The 19,583-nt window shown below is 68.0% G+C and carries 18 protein-coding genes and 1 pseudogene; 10 read left to right on the forward strand and 9 right to left on the reverse strand.

What is annotated here, in order from left to right; translation table 11 throughout:
• The 3 genes and pseudogenes from CXY81_RS16465 to CXY81_RS16195 all read left to right on the forward strand — a co-directional run.
• Positions 1-559: pseudogene (locus tag CXY81_RS16465) on the forward strand (hypothetical protein); the annotation flags it as partial.
• A gap of 356 nt (positions 560-915) precedes the next feature.
• Positions 916-1,524: a TetR/AcrR family transcriptional regulator gene (locus tag CXY81_RS13030; RefSeq protein WP_158252068.1), complete on the forward strand. Its 609-nt coding sequence runs from the start codon at positions 916-918 to the stop codon at positions 1,522-1,524.
• 377 nt (positions 1,525-1,901) lie between these two features.
• Positions 1,902-2,045, forward strand: coding sequence for a hypothetical protein (locus CXY81_RS16195; protein WP_134543578.1), 144 nt, complete (start codon positions 1,902-1,904; stop codon positions 2,043-2,045).
• An 18-nt stretch (positions 2,046-2,063) separates the two neighbouring features.
• On the opposite strand, the gene CXY81_RS13035 is transcribed toward CXY81_RS16195, so the two are convergent.
• Together CXY81_RS13035 and CXY81_RS13040 are read right to left on the reverse strand one after the other, a co-directional pair.
• Positions 2,064-2,765: a response regulator gene (locus tag CXY81_RS13035; protein ID WP_104195097.1), complete on the reverse strand. Its 702-nt coding sequence runs from the start codon at positions 2,763-2,765 to the stop codon at positions 2,064-2,066.
• The gene (locus tag CXY81_RS13040) at positions 2,758-4,434 is read right to left on the reverse strand and encodes a sensor histidine kinase (protein ID WP_104195098.1); all 1,677 of its coding nucleotides are present in this window, start codon (positions 4,432-4,434) and stop codon (positions 2,758-2,760) included. The genes CXY81_RS13035 and CXY81_RS13040 overlap by 8 nt, the downstream gene beginning before the upstream one ends.
• A 217-nt stretch (positions 4,435-4,651) precedes the next feature.
• Here CXY81_RS13040 and CXY81_RS13045 point away from each other — a divergent pair, with 217 nt between their 5' ends.
• The 4 genes from CXY81_RS13045 (at position 4,652) to CXY81_RS13060 (ending at position 9,473) form a co-directional block, all read left to right on the forward strand.
• On the forward strand, positions 4,652-5,962 hold the full coding sequence (locus CXY81_RS13045; protein WP_104195243.1) for a cation:dicarboxylate symporter family transporter: 1,311 nt from the start codon (positions 4,652-4,654) through the stop codon (positions 5,960-5,962).
• A 365-nt stretch (positions 5,963-6,327) separates the two neighbouring features.
• On the forward strand, positions 6,328-7,614 hold the full coding sequence (locus CXY81_RS13050) for a glycine betaine/L-proline ABC transporter ATP-binding protein (protein ID WP_104195099.1): 1,287 nt from the start codon (positions 6,328-6,330) through the stop codon (positions 7,612-7,614).
• Positions 7,611-8,498, forward strand: coding sequence for a proline/glycine betaine ABC transporter permease (locus CXY81_RS13055; protein ID WP_104102826.1), 888 nt, complete (start codon positions 7,611-7,613; stop codon positions 8,496-8,498). The genes CXY81_RS13050 and CXY81_RS13055 overlap by 4 nt, the downstream gene beginning before the upstream one ends.
• 78 nt (positions 8,499-8,576) lie before the next feature.
• On the forward strand, positions 8,577-9,473 hold the full coding sequence (locus CXY81_RS13060) for a glycine betaine ABC transporter substrate-binding protein (RefSeq protein WP_104171603.1): 897 nt from the start codon (positions 8,577-8,579) through the stop codon (positions 9,471-9,473).
• A 380-nt stretch (positions 9,474-9,853) separates the two neighbouring features.
• Here CXY81_RS13060 and CXY81_RS13065 read toward each other — a convergent pair whose 3' ends face one another.
• The 7 genes from CXY81_RS13065 to CXY81_RS13095 form a co-directional block, all read right to left on the reverse strand.
• Positions 9,854-10,636, reverse strand: a complete 783-nt coding sequence (locus CXY81_RS13065) for an alpha/beta hydrolase (RefSeq protein WP_233194164.1) — start codon at positions 10,634-10,636, stop codon at positions 9,854-9,856.
• A 100-nt stretch (positions 10,637-10,736) separates the two neighbouring features.
• Positions 10,737-11,330 carry an energy-coupling factor transporter transmembrane protein EcfT gene (locus CXY81_RS13070; RefSeq protein ID WP_104195100.1) on the reverse strand — a complete coding sequence of 198 codons (594 nt, stop codon included), beginning with the start codon at positions 11,328-11,330 and terminating at the stop codon, positions 10,737-10,739.
• Positions 11,331-11,340: 10 nt separating this feature from the next.
• On the reverse strand, positions 11,341-12,021 hold the full coding sequence (locus CXY81_RS13075; protein ID WP_104195101.1) for an energy-coupling factor ABC transporter ATP-binding protein: 681 nt from the start codon (positions 12,019-12,021) through the stop codon (positions 11,341-11,343).
• On the reverse strand, positions 12,018-12,677 hold the full coding sequence (locus CXY81_RS13080) for a biotin transporter BioY (RefSeq protein WP_104195102.1): 660 nt from the start codon (positions 12,675-12,677) through the stop codon (positions 12,018-12,020). The genes CXY81_RS13075 and CXY81_RS13080 overlap by 4 nt, the downstream gene beginning before the upstream one ends.
• 67 nt (positions 12,678-12,744) lie before the next feature.
• Positions 12,745-13,188, reverse strand: a complete 444-nt coding sequence (locus tag CXY81_RS13085) for a YdeI family protein (protein WP_104195245.1) — start codon at positions 13,186-13,188, stop codon at positions 12,745-12,747.
• A gap of 140 nt (positions 13,189-13,328) precedes the next feature.
• Entirely contained in the window at positions 13,329-13,721 is a 393-nt protein-coding gene (locus tag CXY81_RS13090) for a hypothetical protein (RefSeq protein ID WP_104195103.1), read from the reverse strand.
• A gap of 90 nt (positions 13,722-13,811) precedes the next feature.
• Positions 13,812-14,000, reverse strand: coding sequence for a hypothetical protein (locus CXY81_RS13095; protein ID WP_104195104.1), 189 nt, complete (start codon positions 13,998-14,000; stop codon positions 13,812-13,814).
• Positions 14,001-14,106: 106 nt separating this feature from the next.
• On the opposite strand from CXY81_RS13095, the gene CXY81_RS13100 reads away from it, so the two are divergent.
• The 3 genes from CXY81_RS13100 to CXY81_RS13110 are packed head-to-tail and all read left to right on the forward strand — an operon-like array spanning position 14,107 to position 19,546.
• Positions 14,107-14,724, forward strand: a complete 618-nt coding sequence (locus CXY81_RS13100) for a TetR/AcrR family transcriptional regulator (protein WP_233194165.1) — start codon at positions 14,107-14,109, stop codon at positions 14,722-14,724.
• Between the two features lie 8 nt (positions 14,725-14,732).
• A complete protein-coding gene (locus CXY81_RS13105; protein WP_104195106.1) occupies positions 14,733-17,633 on the forward strand; it encodes an MMPL family transporter in 2,901 nt (966 codons plus the stop codon).
• The gene (locus tag CXY81_RS13110) at positions 17,630-19,546 is read left to right on the forward strand and encodes a YhgE/Pip family protein (protein WP_104195107.1); all 1,917 of its coding nucleotides are present in this window, start codon (positions 17,630-17,632) and stop codon (positions 19,544-19,546) included. The genes CXY81_RS13105 and CXY81_RS13110 overlap by 4 nt, the downstream gene beginning before the upstream one ends.
• Positions 19,547-19,583 lie beyond the last annotated feature (37 nt).

Below are 19,583 nucleotides of genomic sequence, written 5' to 3' on the forward strand. Positions count from 1 at the left end.
GCTGAAGATCGCCGGCGAAGCCGACCCCGGCCGGGTCTTCGGCGGACGCCGCCCGGCGGTGCGCGTGATCGTGACCGAGAAAGCGCTCACGGCTGAGACCGGCGAGCCGGGTCCCGCCGAACCCGCCGCGCACGGGCAGATCGAGGGCAACCCGGTCCCGATCTCGCAGGAAACCATCGACCGGTTGCTCTGCGAGACCGGCACCCGCGGCATCAAATTCGACGACATCGGCCAAATCATCGACGTCGGCCGTGACGAACGACTCTTCACGGAGGCACAGCGCGCCGCGATGGGAGTGCGCGATGGTGGATGCCTCTGGGTCGGCTGCGACCGATCACCGGCCTGGAGCGAAGCCCACCACATCAACGAATGGCTCACAGACAGCGGAGACACCAACCTCGCCGACGGCGTGTTGCTCTGCCACCCGCACCACCTGCTGCTACACAACCAGCACTGGAAGATCACCCGCACAGGAACGCAGTACTGGCTCCGGCCACCGGTGGAGAACGATCCGGAGCAGACGCTGATCGCACTGCCGAGCAAGGCGGTGGGGCTGTAGGGCGTGGCTCTGGTCCCGGGTCTTGACAGGCTCGACCACCGGCAGGGAACCTCCGAGGGGCGGGTCGCCGGGACTGGGCAGGCTCGACCCCCCCCCCCCCCNGGGGGCGGGAAAGAGGCACTCCGTGGAGGGCGATGGGGTTTGGCTCGGGGGAGCAGACCCCAGCCAGATGCGAATCCGACTGGGGTTGCGTTGGTCCCCGGGTCCCCCTGAATCCTCCCGGTCAGTCGAGAACTGAATCTCACCCGGGGACTTGTACGATCGTACAGCACTCTCAGGTGAAGGCGTCCCGGCCCGATGGTTAGGCTGGTATATCGCACCATTCGGTCGAACGGTGACGATTCCCGGAGGTGCTGGTGGCTGGAAGTGATGCTCGCAGGATCGAGGCGCGTGAACGCATCCTGGCAGCGGCGGCAATCGAATTCGCCGACCGCGGCTACGCGGGCACCTCGATCGGCCTGGTTGCCGAGAAGTCGGGCACCGGCAAGGGGTTGGTACAGTACCACTTCAAAGCCAAGTCGGATATGGCGCTCGCGCTCGTGCATTCCTCGTTTTCGCGGGCTCCGTTCGCCAACGTACTGGGCGATGCGTCACCCATGCGCGGGATCGAGGCCATCGTGGCGTCGATCCGCGGGGTTGCCGGCGCTTTCCGGAACGACGTGCGCGTGCGGGCCTCGGTGCGGCTCGTGCGGGAATATCACCTGATCCCGGCAATCCTGCCGACCCCGTACGTGGGCTGGGTCGCGCGCATCGCGATGCTGCTTCGCGAGGCCGAGGCAGCGGGGGAGATCCCGTCCGGACTCGACCACGACCGCGAGGCCTGGCATCTGGTGGCGTACTTCAGCGGCGTTCAGGAGGTATCGAACCGGCTTGCCGAACGGGAGGACCTACCAGAACGGATCGAGGAGATGCTTGCACGGTCCCTGGCTACGCTGGGTGTGGTGGACCTCGACCGGTTCCTTTGAGAGCCTGGCCCCGCGCTGCCGTTGCGACAATCAGTCAGATCTCGTGTCTCACCGTCTCTCACAGACGGGCACCACCGCCGTTCACCCGCCCGCCGGCACGGGGTGACCCGCCGCGGGATACAACAACCGTTCCGGCGCTGGTTTCGGTTGCGCCTGAGGATCCTCCTTCGGTGCTGCGGTCCGCGCCGGTGGCCACGTCCGCCCCGACCCGCTGCCGGCTCCGCCCGTCGCGGCGTAAATCCGGCGGCCACTCGGTCTACTCTGTCTCCGACCGATCGGGGCCCACCGAAGGTTCGCCGGCTCACGACCAGACGAGAGACAACGAATGCTGTCGAGCTACCTGATTCGCCGAATCGTACGGGCGCGTCCGCGGAGTCGTGCACGCCGTGCTCAAGGATGCCGGTGCGGAGCTGCTGAACCTCCGGCCCGTCCCGGAGGCGAACAGCATCGCGTCGCTGATCCGGCATCTGACCCGGGCGCAGGACGACCACCTGTCCGAGATCATGAAGGAGGAGCTCTGAAACAGCTACCTGAACGGTTCACCGGCGCCAGACGTATTCGTTCTCTGGCCGCCCCGGCGTGCCGTAGCGCGGCGACCGCTCGAGCGAGCCGGTGTCGGCCAGATGCTCAAGGTAGCGCCGGGCGGTCACCCGCGAAATGCCGAGCTGCTCCATGACCTCGCTGGAGGAGACCGGAACGGTCTGCAGCTTCAGGAACTCGATCACCGCGCCCAGGGTGCCCTCGGACAGACCCTTCGGCCGCGGCAGCTCGGTGGGCGTGCGCAGGCTCGCGAACGCCAGGTCCACGTCGGTCTGGCTGGTCATCGCGGACAGGCCGCCCAGCTGAAGCCGAAAGTGCCGATACTGCACCAGCTTCTGCGCGAAGGTCGAATAGGTGAACGGCTTGATCAGGTATTGAACAATGCCGGCCGCCACGGCGCCGCGCACGATGTGCAGTTCGCGCACCGCCGTGATGGCGATGATGTCCGTGGTCAGGCCGGCCGCGCGCATCCGTCGGCTCACGTCGAGGCCGTGCAGGTCGGGCAGGGTCATATCCATCAGCACCAGATCGATGGGCTGCCCGGCGGTGACGGCCGTAGCCAGGGCGCGCAGGGCGGAATGGCCGTCGCCGACGGTGCCCGCGTGCACGAAACCGGTCAGACGCCCGAGGTAGGCGGCGTGCGCCTCGGCCGCAATGGCTTCGTCTTCGACGACGAGCACCCGGATGTCCCGGTCAGTCATGCGATCCGCCCATCATCGCCGCGAGGTCGCGTTCGATGCCCGCGGCGGGCTGCTCCGGCTGCCGGGGGAGGGTGACCGTGAACACGGCCCCCTCGCGGCGGGTGATGCTGAGGCTGCCGCCGAGCCGGTTGACCGTCTGCCGCACCAACGCCAGTCCGAGGCCGCGGCCGAAACTGCCGGGCTTCTTGGTGCTGTAACCGCGGCGGAGGATGTCCGTCACGGCGTCCGGGTCGACGCCGGGCCCGGTGTCGGCCACCTCGATCGCCACCGACGAGGGCGTGGAGCCGACCGAGAGGTGCACCCGGCGGGGTGCCTCGCCGCCGGCGGCCGCGTCGAGCGCGTTATCGACCAGGTTGCCCACGACCGTGACCAGGTCCTGCGCCGTCAGGCCGGAATCGGCGAGGGTTCCGGCCGCCTCAACCGTGAGCAGCACGCCCAGCTCGCTGGCTTGGGCGAACTTGCCCATCAGCAGGGCGCTGAGCACCGGTTCGTCCACCGAGTCGAGCATGTCATCGGTGAGTTGCTGGCTGAGCTCCAGGTCTTTGGTGGCGAAATCGAGGGCCTCGGCGCTGCGCCCGAGTTCCATCAGGGACACGATGGTGTGAAGCCGGTTGGCGTGCTCATGGGTCTGGGCGTGCAGGGCATCCGAGAGGGTGCGCATCGACCGGAGCTCGCTGCCCATCGATTGCAGGTCGGTGTGGTCGCGGATGGTCGCAACCCAGCCCATCGGCGCAGGTTTGGTGCGGCCGCTGCCCGGTTTCAGTGCCGGCAGCTGGCTGACGACCAGCACGCGCGTGTCGGTGACGTGGATCTCGTCGGTGGCGGGGCGGCCGCTCTTCAGTAGCTCGGCGAGCGCCGGGGGAAGGTCGAGACGGTCAAGGCTCTGCGTGGCGGCGGAGGATGCCCGGCCCTCAGTCGGTGAGCGCGGCGGCAGGCCCAGCAGCCGGGCAGCCTGATCGTTGTAGAGCACGACCTCGCCCGTGAGAGTGACGAGTACGAGACCCTCCCGAACCGAATGCAGCACCGAGTCGTAGTAGACGAAGAGCTGGGCGAGCTGCTCCGGTCCCCAGCCGAGCGTGACCCGGCTCAGATAGCGACCGAGCAGCCAGGCGGCGAGGGTGCCCGTGGCCAGCAGCATCAGGGCCACCCCCAGCACGGCCGGCAGCCGCGCGCTCAGCGCGATGGAGAGGTTGCTCGTCTTCACCCCCGCAGCCACCAGGCCCTGAACGGCTCCCTGCTCGTCGGTGATCGGAACGACGGCCCGCACCGAGGGTCCGAGCGTGCCCGTGGTCACCTCGGTGAACGGTTCCCCGGCCAGGGCAGGCGTGACGGTACCGATGTAGGGGCGGCCGATCTCCAACTCGGTCGGGTGGGTCCAGCGGGTGCGGTCGGGCGCCATGATCGTGATGAAGTCGAGGGTGGCGTCGGCGGTGACCCGCTCGGCGTACGGCTGGAGCACCGCGCTGGGATCGGCTGATCGGCTGGCCTCCAGTACGAGCGGGTTGTCGGCGATGGCGCTGGCGACGGACAGCATCCGTTCCTCGGCGGCGACGAAACCGCGGTCGCGGGCGTCCACGAAGGCCGCGGTGCCCGCGAACACGGTTATCGCCATGATGACCAGGGCGTTCGCCAGGAACAGGCGGCGCGCAATGCTCCAGCCTTGCCCCATCGCATCCTTCTTCCATTTGCGCGACCGTGACCAATATGACCGCAACAGTGACGCGGGCGCCTCGGTCGTCCAGTCTGAAACACACCACGGATGGTCCGGGCGCACCAGCGCCTCACCCCAGCCTAGTTACTAGACAAAGGAGTCTTTTGTGGCATCACTGCCTCGCGCTCGCGCTGCACAGCCCGCGAAGAAGTTTGACAAGTCCCACTACCTGTACATGGCGGTCATCGTCGCGGTGATCCTCGGCGTCATCGTCGGCCTGCTCTTCGGCGGCACAGGCGGATTCGCCGTCTCGCTCAAACCGCTCGGGGACATCTTCATCGCCCTGATCAAGATGATGATCTCGCCGATCATCTTCTGCACGATCATCCTCGGCATCGGGTCCATCGCGAAGGCCGCCACGGTCGGCAAGATCGGCGGACTGGCCCTCGGCTACTTCCTGATTATGTCCACCTTCGCCCTGGCGATCGGCCTCGTCGTGGGCAACGTGATCAAGCCCGGCTCAGGGCTCGATCTCACCGCGACCACCTTCGTGCCGCCGGAAGCCGCCGAAACGAACTTCTTCCTCGGCATCATCCCGACCACACTGTTCTCCGCACTGACCGCCGGCAACATCCTGCAGACCCTGCTGGTGGCCCTCATCGCCGGCTTCGCGCTGCAGAAGATGGGAGCCGCCGGCAAGCCGATCCTCGAGGGCATCGCACACGTGCAGGCCCTGGTCTTTCGCATCCTGATCATGGTCATGTGGCTCGCACCGATCGGCGCCTTCGGTGCGATCGCCGCCGTCGTCGGTGCCACCGGCTTCCAGGCCGTTATCAGCCTCTTCACCCTGATGGGCGCCTTCTACCTGACCTGTGTGCTCTTCATCGTCGTCATCCTCGGCGGGTTGCTCAAGATCGTCACCGGCATCAGCATCTTCAAGCTGATGCGCTATCTCGGCCGAGAGTACCTGCTGATCTTCTCTACCTCCTCCTCCGAGGCGGCGCTGCCGCGCCTGATCGCCAAGATGGAGCACCTCGGCGTCTCCAAGCCGGTCGTGGGCGTCACGGTTCCCACCGGATACTCCTTCAACCTCGACGGCACCGCGATCTACCTGACCATGGCGTCGCTCTTCATCGCCACGGCCATGGGTCAGCCGCTCGCCCTGGGCGAGCAGATCGGGCTCCTCGCCTTCATGATCATCGCCTCCAAGGGTGCCGCCGGAGTGTCCGGTGCCGGGATCGCGACCCTGGCCGCCGGCTTGCAGGCCCACGCCCCGCAGCTGCTTGAAGGAGTCGGCTTCATCGTGGGCATCGACCGCTTCATGTCCGAGGCCCGCGCGCTCACGAACTTTACCGGCAACGCCGTCGCCACCGTGCTGATCGGATCCTGGACCAAGGAGATCGATCGTGCCCAGGTCGACCGGGTGCTCGACCGTCACGAGCCGTTCGACGAGACCACGATGATCGCCCACCACGGTGCGCCCAGCGCCGCCGAAACGGCCGCCGCGACCGAGAAGTCCGCGCAGATCGCGGCGCTCAAGGCCTGAGTCCGGCCCGGGTCGTCGAACGCGACCCAGCACGGATGCTCCGCGGCGACTGTCTCGCGGCCTGCGGTAGGGCTGGTTCTCCCCGCTACCCGAAACCGTCGAAATCGCTGCTTCTGCGACGCAAATACCCCCGTGTTAGGGTTGCTGCTGGTCTTACGACCCTTCACCAGGACGCGAATGTACAGCCACGGCCCCATCGGTACGGCGCTTCGTATGGTGAGGCCATGACGGATGCGATCCCCATGATCGCCCCAGCCCACGCTTTCCATCGCGTCGAGGCCGGTCACGGCCTACCCGTCCGACACAGCGTGCATCCGTTCCGTCGGCCGTGATTCGGCCCCGCCCGGCGTGCACCGGGAGAATCCGTGACCGACACTATTGCCGTAAAGGCAGATCGACTGTACAAAGCGTTCGGGCGTCGTCCGCACGAGCTCGTCAAGAAGCTGACCGCGGGAGCCAGCCGCGATGAGGTGTCCTCGCTGGGCACCGCCGCCGTTATCGACGCCTCATTCGAGGTTCACCGCGGCGAAATTTTCGTGGTGATGGGGTTGTCCGGTTCGGGCAAATCCACCCTGATCCGCATGCTCAACGGGCTACTGGACGCCACCTCCGGCAGCGTGACGGTGGCCGGCCAGGCCATCACCGGCATCTCCGCCGCCGCGCTGCGCGAGGTGCGCCGCACCAATATTTCCATGGTGTTCCAGCACTTTGCCCTGCTACCGCATCGCACCGTGATCGACAACGTCGCCTACGGACTCGAGGTGCAGGGCGTGGGCCGCGAGGAGCGGCTCGCCAAGGCGCGCACCATCATCCGCCTCGTCGGGCTCGACGGCTGGGCCGACAGCCTGCCGTCCGAGCTTTCCGGCGGAATGCAGCAGCGAGTCGGCCTCGGCCGGGCCCTCGCCGCCGACACCGACGTACTCCTGATGGACGAGGCGTTCTCGGCCCTTGACCCGCTGATCCGCCGCGAAATGCAGGAGCAGCTGATCGAGCTGCAGGCCGAGCTTGGCAAAACCATCATCTTCATCACCCACGACCTCAACGAGGCCATGTTCCTCGGCGACCGCATCGCGGTCATGCGCGACGGTCGCATCGTTCAGATCGGCACCCCCGAGGAGATCCTGACCGACCCGGCGAACGACTACGTCGCTCAGTTCGTGCAGGATGTCGACCGCGCCCGGGTGCTGACCGCGGCCAGCGTGATGGAGCCCGTGCGCTCCGTGGTCACGATCACCGGCGGTCCCCGAGCTGCGCTCCGCACCATGCGCGACCTGCAGACCTCCGCCACCTTCGTGCTCAACCGCGACCGCACCTTCGCCGGTGTGGTGCGCGATCGCGACGTGCTGGGGCAGGTCAAGGCCGGCGAGACCGATCTGCGCGCGATAGTGCGCACGGATGCGATCTCCGTCAACCCGGACACCCCGCTGGTCGACCTGGTCGAACCCTCGGTCGGCAGTGACCTGGCCATCGCCGTGGTCGATGAGAAGAACCGTCTGCTCGGCGTCATCCCGCGGGTGACCCTGCTGGCCGCGCTCGGCAACGTGAGCACGAATACGGGGGACGTGCCCGTGATCGAGCCCGCGGCCACGATTTCCATCAGCGTGATCACCGAAACCCTCCGCGACACCGCTCTGGAAGGAGCCGACCTGTGAACGACTTCCGACTTCCTCTGGGTACCCTCGTGGAGGGGTTCATCGACTGGATCACCGACACGTTCGGGTTCTTATTCGACTTCATCCGGGCCGTCTTCGACGGTGCCTACGAACTGGTCGACTTCCTCCTGGTGGCGCCGCCCTTCTGGGTGATCATCGTGCTCTCGGCGGGGCTGGCCCTGGCCACCCGCGGTTGGAAATTCATGGTCGGTACCGTCCTCGGTCTGATCGTCGTCGTCGGCGTCGACCAGTGGGAGAACGCCATGGACACCCTCGCACTGGTGCTGGTCGCCAGTGTGCTCGCGATCGCCCTCAGCCTGCCGCTCGGCATCCTGGCGGCGAAGTCCGCGGTGGCGTCCAACATCATCCGGCCGATTCTCGACTTCATGCAAACCATGCCGGCCTTCGTGTACCTGATTCCCGCGCTGATCCTGTTCCGCGTTGGCGTCGTGCCCGGAATCGTGGCCACCATCATCTTCGCGATGGCTCCGGGAGTCCGCCTCACCGAGCTGGGCATCCGCGGGGTCGACCGAGAAGTGGTTGAGGCCGGACAGGCCTTCGGCGCCTCGCCCTGGCGCATCCTCCGGCAGATCCAGCTTCCGCTGGCGATGCCGACGATCATGGCGGGTATCAACCAGGTCATCATGCTCTCCCTGTCGATGGTCGTCATCGCCGGTATGGTCGGTGCCGGGGGGCTGGGAGCGGATGTCGTCGCCAGCCTGAACCGCATCGACGTCGCACTCGGTTTCGAAGCCGGCCTCGCCGTGGTGATCCTCGCCATCTTCCTTGACCGCCTGACCGCCGCACTCGGCACCGGCGACACCCCGCTCGGTCGAATCATGTCGGCCCGCAAGCGCCGCGCCCAGCAAGCCCTGGCCGCCTGAGTCAGTGCGCCGCGCACACGACCTCCTGATTTCTGATTCTGCCCCGGTCGCCCACCAGGCGACACGAAAGGAAACAATATGAAAAACCGATCACTGTCCCTCATCGCCCTCGGAGCCGTTGGGCTCCTCGCACTCAGCGGCTGCGCCTCGGCCGAGGCCGCCGTCGTCGGCGACGGGAACAAGGACCAGAAAGACATCACCATCGCCGTGTTCAACGGCTGGGATGAAGGCGTCGCGGTCTCCGAACTGTGGAAGGCCATCCTCGACGAGAAGGGCTACAACGCGGAGTTGGAATACGCCGACGTTGCCCCCGTCTACTCGGGTCTCTCCACCGGAGACTACGACATCAACATGGATGTCTGGATGCCACAGACCCACGCGTCCTACGTGAAGGAGTACGGCGATGACATCGTCGACCTCGGCGCATGGAACGAGGAATCCCGCCTGACCATCGCCGTCAACAAGGATGCCCCCATCGATTCCCTCGACGAGCTGGCCAGGAACGCCGACAAGTTCGGCAACCGCATCGTCGGAATCGAACCCGGAGCCGGCCTGACCAAGGCCACCACTGAGAAGGTCATCCCGGCCTACGGCCTCGACGACATGGAATACCTGACCTCATCGACCGCAGCCATGCTCACCGAGCTGACCGCGGCCACCAAGGCCGGCGAGAACATCGTCGTCACCCTGTGGGAGCCGCACTGGGCCTACGGTTCGCTGCCGATCAAGACCCTCGAGGACCCCAAGGGAACCCTGAAGAACACCGAGTCGCTCCACAGCTACGCCAAGTCCGACTTCGCCGAGGACTTTCCGCAGGCCACCGAGTGGATCAAGGGCTTCGACATGGACCTCGACAAGCTGTACTCGCTTGAGAAGGCCATGTTCGTCGACTACGACGGCAAGGACTACGAGCCGATCGTGGCGAAGTGGATCTCCGAGAACCAGGAGTACGTGGACTCTCTGACCACCACGTAACACAGAACACAACCCGAGAGCGGCAGGAAAGGCCCCGGTCAAGGAGACCCGGGCCTTTCCTGCACCTCAGCGGGGCAGCACGGATGTGCGCCCCCGGGTGTCGAAGGCGGCCGACCGCGCCCCGCAGGGTGCCGGGGCGACGCTTGGGCGAGGAAGGCCTGCAGGCGCGGCGAAGGTTTCCAGCCCACGACCGCGCTGTCGACGGGAACTGCCCTGGTGCCGTCGCCGAGCTCGACGGCGATTGTCTCGGCAATGGTTGACCTGGTTTTGGAGGTCGAATCGAAGATGACCAGGGTGCTCACGCCGTGCTCCAACGATCGGGTTCGTCAGGTGCCGGCCGCTTCAGTGCACCGCAACCGCGGACCGGGGAAGGTTGCCGACTACGGGGTTGTCTGTGTCAGGAATTCAGTGAGCTCGCGAGTGATTTCGGCGGCAACGGCATCCGTTGACATGGTGGCAACACCGTCGCCGTTCTCGACGCCGTAGTCGCCGAACCGCGCATGGTTGGCTCCTTCGATTTCGACGAAACGGGTGTCGGGCACAAGCAGATCTGCGCTGTCGGCGATCTTCTCCGGGGTGCTGAGGCCGTCGGCGCTCCCGCTGAGGCTGAGGGCCCGCAGATCGGTGCGCTCCGGCGCGGCCGCACAGTAGCTGCCGAACAGCACCAGCCCGGCCACCGCGGGATCGTCCGCCAGCATGCAGGCTCGCACGCCGCCGATCGAGTGGCCGCCCACGAACCAGGTGGAGACGTTGCGGACGGCGTCGGTGAAGGTGGACAACGTCCGGCGGTCGAAGATGGCGAGGTTGAGCACAGGCTTGGTGATCACAACGGTCACCCCGGTGTCTTCGACCGTGCCCGCCAGCTTGTAGAGGTAGGCATAGGGGTCAACCCGGGCACCGGGAACGAAGACCAGGCCGATGTCGCCGGCGTCGTCGGCGGGCGCGAGGACGACCGACGTGGGGGTGTCGGTGACGGTCACGTTCGGGTTGGCGAAGACCTCGTCCGCCGCGGCCCGATCGGCCACGCGCACCGTGTTCGCCCAGGCCAGAAACACGATCACGACGAGTACGAACGCGGTCAGGCTCCACCAGCCGCCGGCCCGGATGCCGCGCCGCAGCCGTCCTCGTCGCCGTGCCTCGGTCGTGCCGCCGGGCTGGGTCACCGCGCTCCGCTCCTCGCCTGTCCGGTCGGCGTGAGACCGGAAACCGCTGGTGGTCCCAACCTAGCCGCAACCGACCTGCCCGGGCCGAACCGCTCCGGCCTCAGTCGTCGAGACCGCGGGCGGCCAGAGCCTCGCCGATCGCATCCGCGGCATAGAGTGAGCGCACGACCACCGGCACGGCCAGGGCGAGCAGCGAACCCTGGGTGCCGCGCGCCCGACGGGCCTCGATCACCTCGGACACGATCTCGGTGACGAGCGGGATGCACCGCAGGGTGAGGGCGAGGAGGAGGCCGACCCGGTCGGCGTCGACCCAGCGACGGAACGGTCGCAGAAGCTTCTGAAAGCCCTCGAGCACGGCCGTGACCGTGGTCGTCACGGTGAACAGCGCCGCCAGCGCCACGGCGATCAGCAGCCGCCCGGCCATCAGGCCGGCCGTGGTCCAGCCGGCGAACAGCGCCTGGAGTGGAACGGCGATCACCAAAATCCACAGGATCGGGCCGATCTGCTGCCACGCCGCGCCCAGCGGCACCCGCGCCGCCAGGAACAGTGCGGCGACCCCGAGAAGGCAGGCGCCCAGCTGCCAGAGCTCGCCGAGCGAGCCGACGAGCAGTACGGCGAGCGAGAGAAGCACGAGCTTGAGCAGCATCGGCGCGCGGTGGATCAGCGAGTGGCCGGGGTGATAGAGCCCGATCATGCCGGCCCGATCATGCCAGCAGCTCCCGGTACGCGCCGAGCGCGGCATCCGGTGCACCGTCGGCGACCACCCGGCCGTCCTCGATCACAATCACGCGGTCGAAGGCGGCGAGCAGGTCCAGCTGGTGGGTGACCACGATGACCTGCTGGCTCAGGCCGAGCAGAAGTTCGGTGATGCGCCGGGCATTGCGTGCGTCGAGCAGGGTGGTCGGCTCGTCGGCGACCACGATCTCAGGCTCCGCCACGAGCACGGCCGCCAGCGCCAGCAACTGCTTTTGGCCGCCGGACAGCCGGTGCGCCGGATGGTCGGCGTGCTGCTCGAGCCCGAAGCGCTCGAGCGCCGCCCGCGTGCGGGTCGAGATCTCGAGCGGGGTCAGCCCGCGGCGGCGTAGGGTGAAGGCGACGTCTTCGGCCACGGTGGGCATCACGATCTGGTTGTCCGGGTTGGTGAAGATGAAGCCGACCTGCCGGCGCACCGCCTTGGCGTTCCGGGCCACGTCGAGGCCGCCGACGCTCACGATTCCGGTGTCGGGCTTGATCAATCCGTTGATCAGGCGCACGAGGGTGGACTTTCCCGACCCGTTCGCCCCGACGATGCCGATGTGCTGTTCGGTGAGGGTCAGACGGATGTCCCGCAGCACCATCCGTTCACCGAACGCATGCGAGACACTGTCGAAGTCGATCCTGCTCATGATGCAGGCGTGACTGCTCCGGCGGTGACGTCGGCGGCCTCGGGCGCGGGAGCGGCGCTGCGGCGCGGCGGGATCAGACCCGGGTAGGCCCTGTGAACCTGGCGGGCCACCAGAACGGTCACGACCACCTTGATCAGGTCGCCGGGCAGAAACTTCGCGGCGTCGACGAGAGCAACCCAGAGCGGCAGGCCCAGGTTGATCGCGGTGACGGGCACGCCGATCAGGTAGACCACGACGATGCCGCCGAGGGTGGTGGCGCCGAGCGCCGCCCAGAGCCGGTAGCGGGGGAGGAGCAGGCCGGTCAAGTAGCCGATGACCAGGGCGCCGAGCAGCCAGCCATAGAGGTAGCCGGCGGAGGGTGAGGTGGTGAACCAGACGATGCCGCCGCGCCCGCCAGACAGCAGCGGGAGGCCGGCTGCGGCGAGGGCGAGCAGGAGGAGCACGGCGAAGAAGCCCTTGCGCGCCCCGAGGATCGCCCCGGCCAGCATCACCCCGAGGGTCTGGAAGGTGATCGGCACGGCCACCGCCCCGATGCTCAGGGCGCCGGGCAGTCCGAGTGCGGCGATCAGGGCGGCGAAGATGGCGATCTGCGACAGGTCGCGCACGCTCATGATGCGGGGTGTCGGGGTGCGGGCGATGCGGGTGCTGGAAGTCATGTTCTTCAATCTAGAATTCCGCGGCAGGGCGAGTCCGAAGAAGACCTACAAAGAATGCGGCGGAACTCTATACGGGCGCGTCCGGCAAGCTCCTCGGCGCAGGGGTGTCTCGGGGTTTCTGCCGGTAGAGCGTTTCCCCGCGTTCGAGCATGCCGATGTAGGTCGCAATCTTCGCGGCGCGAGCCTCGGGCTGCTTCGCGCCGTCGAGGCGGAACGGGATCGCGAAGCGGTTCTGGGACGTGAGCGCCGGGAAGAACCCGGCGGGACGCATCCGCCCCTCCGCGATGAGGGTAAGGGCTGAGTCCCGGTTGAGCTGTGACCACACGCTGCGGGCTCGGCGGGGAGTGAAGGCCTGCGACAAGTAACCGTCGAGAAAGTTCACTTGCCCGTCGATCCAGCCGAAGCACAACGCGATCTCGAGCGCCTGGGATGGGTGGTCTCCGGTGCCGCAGGGCGTTTCTTCCGCAGCTGCAAACGGATGCGCTCGTCCGACGGAGTACTGCTGTGCCATGCTCACCCTTTGCTCCTGCACAACAAGCACTGGACGATCATCCGCACCGGAACTCAGTGCCGACTGCGGTCACCGATGCAGGTTGACCCGGAGTGGACGATAATCGCGTTGCCGAGCGAGCAAACAAGCGGGGCCGAGGGTCAGGCGACGAGGCGGGCGTTGTTCGTCGAAGCAGCGGCGGAGAAGCGCGGAAGAATGGCCGTCGGCGCCCGCTCCGGTTCGGCCCAAACGGAGATCGGGGCGGGAATGAAGGGGAGCGCGGTGGGCTCGGCGGTGACCTCGCCGCGCAGAACGGCGGTCTCGGTGCGGAGCACGGAGGCCAGGGACGAGGCAATCTGGTTGGCCTTCAGATCGTGGAAGATCACGTCGGTGTCGTCACTGCTGCGGGGAATTAGAGTCCACTGGCCTTGGGCGCCGACGAGACGAGCGATTTGGGTGTGCAGGAGCTCGAATACCTGAGCGTCGCTGAGCTCGGGAACGGGCGGGGGGATGACCGGTGCGACCGGTGCGACGCGACGTCGTCGACCAAACATCGGGAGCCCCTTTCGGCTAACGTGCCCTGAACTCTTCAGTTTGCCGTGCGGCGCGCTACGGCCCGCGCTGACACGCCGACAGCGGAGGACTTAGTCCTCGATTCGGCGATCGTCGGCATCCTGGATGACGGTTCCGATGGCGACGGCGGCGCTGAGCAGCCAGCCGACCCACATCAGCGCCAGGCGCCAGTCGCGCGGACCGGTGCGGGTGGCGCTCAGAATGTTCCAACCGCCGGCGAGCACGCCGATGATGGCACTGCTGAAAATGAACTTTCGCATGAAGACCTCCGCGTCTAACGCTACCCGGAAGTTGCCCGGCTGCACGTTTCCCGACAATCTGACCGATCGGACAGGCTCTGACCGATCGGTCAGGTACCGTGATTGGGTGACTCCAGAGCCCGTTGTGCCCCAGCCCCCACACAACCGCCAGAGCACCAGCGCAGAACTGCGCGCGACAGCGCTGGAGCAGTTCGCCTCGGTCGGGTTCGCCGGCACCTCGCTGCAGCAGATCGCCGACGCGGCCGGGTACTCCAAATCGAGCGTGCTCTACCACTTCGCCTCCAAGGAAGCGCTCCTCGAGGAGGTGCTCACCCCGGCGGTGAACCGGCTGGAGGCCATTCTCGAACGGTTCCTCGCCACCGAGGAGAGCGCCCTGACCCGGAGCCGGTTCGTGAACGACTTCATCGACTTCATCCTTGAATTCCGCCTCGAGCTGCACACCTTCATCAACCAGTCTCAGTCGCTGCGCGGCATCCCCGTGATCGACCGGGCAGGAGTGGTGATCGTGCGCCTCTCCGACACGCTGTGCCACGGCGATGCGAGTACGGAGGACCGCATCCGCTTCGGTATCGCCCTCGGCGGCGCCGCCTACACCCTGGTGGCCGGTATGACGTTCCTCGGGGAGGAGCTAGCCCCGGTGGAAGAGGTCCGACCGGCTCTCCTGACCGTCATCACCGAGCTGCTTGCCCCTGTCACCGTTCGCACCGCCCCGTCCCGGAAGTAGCACCACCCATGGCAACCCTGCTCTATCGAATCGGCCACTTCGCCTACCAGCGTGCGGGCCTGGTGCTCGGCATCTGGGCCATCCTGCTGGTCGGGATCCTCGGCTCCGGGGTGGCCCTCGGTGGCCAGACCCAGGAGTCGTACGCGATTCCCGGCACGGAATCACAGGACACCATCGACAAGCTCGGCGAGGTGTTCCCCCAGGCGGCCGGCGCCGCGGTACAGGTTGTCTACACGGCCCCGGACGGGGCATCCGTCACCGACGAGCCTTACCGCACGGCCATCGTCGACATGGCGGCCGAACTCGCGGACGTGCCCGGCGTCGACTCGGTGCTGACGCCCTATGACGAATATGCGTCGGGCGCGATCTCCGACGACTCGGAGAGTGCGTTCAGCCAGGTTCAGTTGTCCGGCTTATCAACCGACGTCACCGCGGAAACCCTCGACGACGTGACCGGGACGCGGGATATCGCCGAGCAAGCCGGCCTCGAGGTCGCTTTCGGCGGCCAGGTGTTCCAGGACAACACCTTCGGCATCACCATCTCCGAGGTGCTCGGCCTGATCTTCGCGGGGGTGGTGCTGGTGATCACCTTCGGTTCGCTCGTATCCGCCGGGATGCCGCTGCTGATGGCCCTGATCGGCGTCGGCGTCGCCATCGGCGGCATCACCGTGATTTCCGCATTCGTGCCGGTCTCGAGCACGGCCCCCATGCTCGCCCTGATGCTCGGGCTCGCCGTAGGCATCGACTACGCGCTCTTCATCCTGTCGCGGCACCGCACGCAGCTCGCCAACGGGGTCGAACCACACGATTCGGCCGCCTCGGCCGTGGCCACCGCCGGCAGCGCCGTCGTCTTCGCCGGGATCACCGTGATCATCGCCCTGCTCGGGCTGCTCGTGGTCGGCATCCCGTTCCTCAGCGTGATGGGGCTGGGCGCCACCTTCGCCGTGCTGGTCTCGATCTTCGTGGCGGTCACGCTCCTCCCCGCCGTTCTCGGCCTCGCCAAGGGGCGCCTCACTCCCAAGACGGGCAGCCGCGCGCACCACCGGGCCACCCGTCCAGACACCGGCCGGCCCACCCTCGGCAACCGCTGGGTCAACCTCGTGCTCAGGGCGCCGGTCGTGGCCGTGCTCCTCGTGGTGGGCGTGCTCGGCACGCTGGCGATCCCGGCCCTCAGCCTCGACCTGAACCTGCCTGACGGGGCGTCCGAGCCGGCCGGTTCGACGCAGAGAGAGGCGTTCACCATGCTCGAAAAGGGCTTCGGTCCGGGCTACAACGGTCCGCTCATCGTCGTCGTCGACATCACCCAGACGACGGATATCTTCGGTGACCTCGACACCATCGGCGCGGCCCTGCGCACCCTGCCCGACGTGGCCTTCGTCGGCAAGGGCACTCCGGACCCGACCGTCGACACCGCCATCATCCAGGTCATGCCGGACAGCGCACCGAACGCGCCCGAGACCAAGGCGCTCGTGCAGGCCATCCGCGATCTGGCACCATCGATCGACGACGACTTGGGGACCCCCATCGCCGTGACCGGCGCGACCGCCGTGTCGATCGACATCTCCAACCGCCTCAGCAACGCGCTCGTGCCGTTCGCCCTGATCGTGGTGGGGCTCTCGATCATCCTGCTGACCATGGTGTTCCGGTCGATCTTCGTGCCGATCAAAGCGGCCCTCGGGTTCCTGCTGTCGGTGGCCGCATCGATCGGCGCGACCGTGGCGATCTTCCAGTGGGGCTGGTTCTCCGAGCTGCTCGGGGTGGAAACCCCCGGGCCGATCCTGAGCTTCCTGCCCATCCTGCTGATGGCCGTGCTCTTCGGGCTGGCCATGGACTACGAGGTGTTCCTCGTCTCCGGCATGAGGGAGGAGTTCGTGAAGACCGGCCTGGCCCGCGAATCCATCGTGCACGGGTTCTCCCACGCCGCCCGCGTGGTCACGGCCGCCGCCCTGATCATGTTCTTCGTCTTCTTTGCCTTCGTGCCCGAGGGCACCGGGGCGATCAAGGGCATCGCGTTCGCCCTCGCCGTCGGAGTCCTCCTCGACGCGTTCCTGGTGCGGATGACATTGGTCCCGGCCGCGATGGCCCTCGCCGGCGATGCCGCCTGGTGGCTGCCACGCTGGCTCTCCCGCATTCTGCCCAACGTCGACATCGAGGGTGAGGGTCTGCGCCGGCACCTGGCCGACAAAGAATGGGCCATCAGCCAGCCGCACGCCATCACGGCCGAGGGAGCCGTCTTCGGGCTGCCGGAGAGCCCCTTCGGGCCGCTGGACCTCACCATCGACGCCGGCGCGGTGGTGGTACTGACCGGCTCCGCCACCCACCGCCGCGTCGTCGCCGCCACCCTGGCCGGCCGGCTCGACCCGGTGTTCGGCCGCCTCCAGGTCATGGGCTTTCCGGTGCCGTCCGAGCGCAGCCGCGCCCTCCGCGCGGTGGCGCTCGCCGACGTGGGCGACAGCCGCGACAATGGGCTCACCGTGGGGGAGTTGCTGGCCGAACGGCTGGACCTGGCGCATCCGTGGTACCGCGCCGCGTCGCGCCGCTCGCTTCTCGCGGGGTGGATCGCGCGTCTGAACGGTGCGCTCGGCACCCCGTCGAGCGGCCGGGACGCCGGCCCGATCGTGGCCGGCACGACGGTATCGTCCCTCTCCGCCCTGGGCCGTGCCGCGGTGCTCGTGACGGCGGCGCTCACCGAGACCCCGGGAGTTGTCATCGTCGACCTCGGCGAGGGACTGCCCGTCGACCCGGCGGGGCGGGACCTCGTGCAGGTGCTGGCGATCCTCGCCCCGGCATCGACCGCCCTCATCGTCGGTGCCGCCTCCTTCCCCGAGGCGATCGCGGTCTACCGCGGGGCCCGCCCGCTGCAGACCCTCGAACTCGATTCCCGTGACCGAAAGGCCCTGCAGCGATGAGCACCAGGCTTGAGAAACTGTTCAGCCGCACGCCCGGGCAGCGCCGAGGGGCCTTCGGGGCCCTGCTGGCGGGCCTGATCGTGGTGCCGCTGGCGGTTGCCGGACTCTTCGCCGGGGCCCTCGCCACCGCCGATCAGCGCGTGGACACGCTGCCGGCGATCGTCGTCAACAACGACGAGATCGTCACCACCACCCTGCCCGACGGCTCCGAGCAGCCGGTGCTCGCCGGCCGCCTGCTCGTGACCGAACTCACCAAGCCTTCCGATGACGGGTCCGAGGCCACCGGGTTCGACTGGACCATCTCCAACTCCGCGGATGCCGCGGCGGCCCTGGCCTCCGGCGACGCCTACGCGGTGCTCACGATCCCGAAGGACTTCTCGGCGTCGGTGACCTCGCTGGGCGGGGCGGCTCCCACCCAGGCCGACCTGGGCATCCGCACGGATGACGCGCACTCGTTCCTGGCCGGATCGGTGGCCCAGTCGGTGGGCACCGCCATGTCGGGCGTCTTCGGCCGCGAGATCACCTCGCAGTACCTCAACGGGCTCTACACCAACCTGGCCATGCTGGGCGAGTCCCTCACGCAGGCGGCGGATGGCGCCGCGCAGGTTTCGACCGGGGTCACCGGCGTGGCCACCGGACTCGATTCGCTGGCCGGCGGCACGGCCGCCGCGGCGTCCGGGGCTTCATCCGCCGCGACCGGCGCCGCCAGCTTCTCCTCCGGCGTCACCGAGTACACCCAGGGCGTCACCGGACTGAGCGACGGCCTGACCCGGCTGAGCACGGGCGCGGCCGGGCTGGCTCCGCTCGCGACCGGCCTACCGGCCTACGCGGCCGGGGTGCAGGCCAACGCCGACGGTTTCAGGCAGCTGAACGCGGCCATGCAGAGCGACCCGCGGGTCGCCGACTACGCGCCGGCCCTGCTGCAGCTCCAGGGCGGACTCGACGCCCTCGCCGCGCAGAGCACCGGCATCAGCCAGGCGGGTACGGGCCTCGAAGGCGTGCTCGATGGGGTGTCTCAGAGCGCCAACGGTGCGAGCCTGCTCTCCGCCGGTGGCAGCGACCTCCGCGGCGGTGCCAGCGACCTCGCCACCGGAGTTGCCGGCATCTCCACCGGCCTCTCGCAGCTGGTCACCGGAACAACGGATGCCGCGGCGGGCGCCCGCCTGCTCGAATCGGGCGCGGTCGAACTCGCCAGCGGACTGCAGGACGGCGCGGACAGCGCGGCCCCGCTCACCGACACCGACCCGGTGACTACCGCGGCGGTCGTCTCCGAACCGGTCGGCATCACCGCGGAGCGCGACAACGCCTTCGCGTCGATCGGCCCGGTCATCGGCATGGTCTTCGTGCCGATCGGCCTGTGGATCGGTGCCCTGGCGATCTTCCTGGTGATGAAGCCGCTGTCCGCGCTCGCGCTCGCGTCGACCGCGTCGACCGGCAACCTCGTGGCCCGCAGCCTCGGCCGTGCGTTCGGCATCGCTGCAGCGCAGGCCGTGGTCGTGGTGTTGTTGCTGCACAGCACGCTCGGCGTCTCGTGGTCGATCCTGCCGTCGACCCTGGCTTTCACGGTGTTCCTCGCCTTCGTGTTCGCGGCGGTGCACCACTTCCTCACGGCGGCGTTCGGCCGGGTCGGAATCGTGGTCTCCCTGGTACTGCTCGCGTTGCAGCTCACCGCGGTGGGTGGGCTCTACCCGATTGAGCTGGTGTCGGCGCCGTTCCAGATGATCAGCCCGTTCCTGCCGCTCACCTGGGCGGTGCGGGGCATGCAGGCCATTGTCTCCGGGGGAGGCGGCAGCGCCGGCGGGCCCGCGGCCATCCTGCTGATCTTCGCGCTGGTGAGCGTTCTGGCCTCGTACTGGACCGTCGCCAGCCGGCGCGGCGCCCGCTCGTTCGGCCTGGCGCAGGCCCGCAGCTGATGCGGGGCATCTGTTCCCGGAGGGAACGTGTGCGCGC

Source organism: Cryobacterium sp. M25 (assembly GCF_002929635.1).
Taxonomy (GTDB): domain Bacteria; phylum Actinomycetota; class Actinomycetes; order Actinomycetales; family Microbacteriaceae; genus Cryobacterium; species Cryobacterium sandaracinum.

What these genes read in the sequence shown, in the direction of transcription:
- CXY81_RS13035 (WP_104195097.1), bottom strand. Translation starts at nt 2,765, where the DNA reads ATGACTGACCGGGACATCCGGGTGCTCGTCGTCGAAGACGAAGCCATT.
- CXY81_RS13040 (WP_104195098.1), bottom strand. Translation starts at nt 4,434, where the DNA reads ATGGGGCAAGGCTGGAGCATTGCGCGCCGCCTGTTCCTGGCGAACGCC.
- CXY81_RS13045 (WP_104195243.1), top strand. Translation starts at nt 4,652, where the DNA reads ATGGCGGTCATCGTCGCGGTGATCCTCGGCGTCATCGTCGGCCTGCTC.
- CXY81_RS13060 (WP_104171603.1), top strand. Translation starts at nt 8,577, where the DNA reads ATGAAAAACCGATCACTGTCCCTCATCGCCCTCGGAGCCGTTGGGCTC.
- CXY81_RS13070 (WP_104195100.1), bottom strand. Translation starts at nt 11,330, where the DNA reads ATGATCGGGCTCTATCACCCCGGCCACTCGCTGATCCACCGCGCGCCG.
- CXY81_RS13075 (WP_104195101.1), bottom strand. Translation starts at nt 12,021, where the DNA reads ATGAGCAGGATCGACTTCGACAGTGTCTCGCATGCGTTCGGTGAACGG.
- CXY81_RS13080 (WP_104195102.1), bottom strand. Translation starts at nt 12,677, where the DNA reads ATGACTTCCAGCACCCGCATCGCCCGCACCCCGACACCCCGCATCATG.
- CXY81_RS13085 (WP_104195245.1), bottom strand. Translation starts at nt 13,188, where the DNA reads ATGGCACAGCAGTACTCCGTCGGACGAGCGCATCCGTTTGCAGCTGCG.
- CXY81_RS13090 (WP_104195103.1), bottom strand. Translation starts at nt 13,721, where the DNA reads ATGTTTGGTCGACGACGTCGCGTCGCACCGGTCGCACCGGTCATCCCC.
- CXY81_RS13095 (WP_104195104.1), bottom strand. Translation starts at nt 14,000, where the DNA reads ATGCGAAAGTTCATTTTCAGCAGTGCCATCATCGGCGTGCTCGCCGGC.
- CXY81_RS13105 (WP_104195106.1), top strand. Translation starts at nt 14,733, where the DNA reads ATGGCAACCCTGCTCTATCGAATCGGCCACTTCGCCTACCAGCGTGCG.
- CXY81_RS13110 (WP_104195107.1), top strand. Translation starts at nt 17,630, where the DNA reads ATGAGCACCAGGCTTGAGAAACTGTTCAGCCGCACGCCCGGGCAGCGC.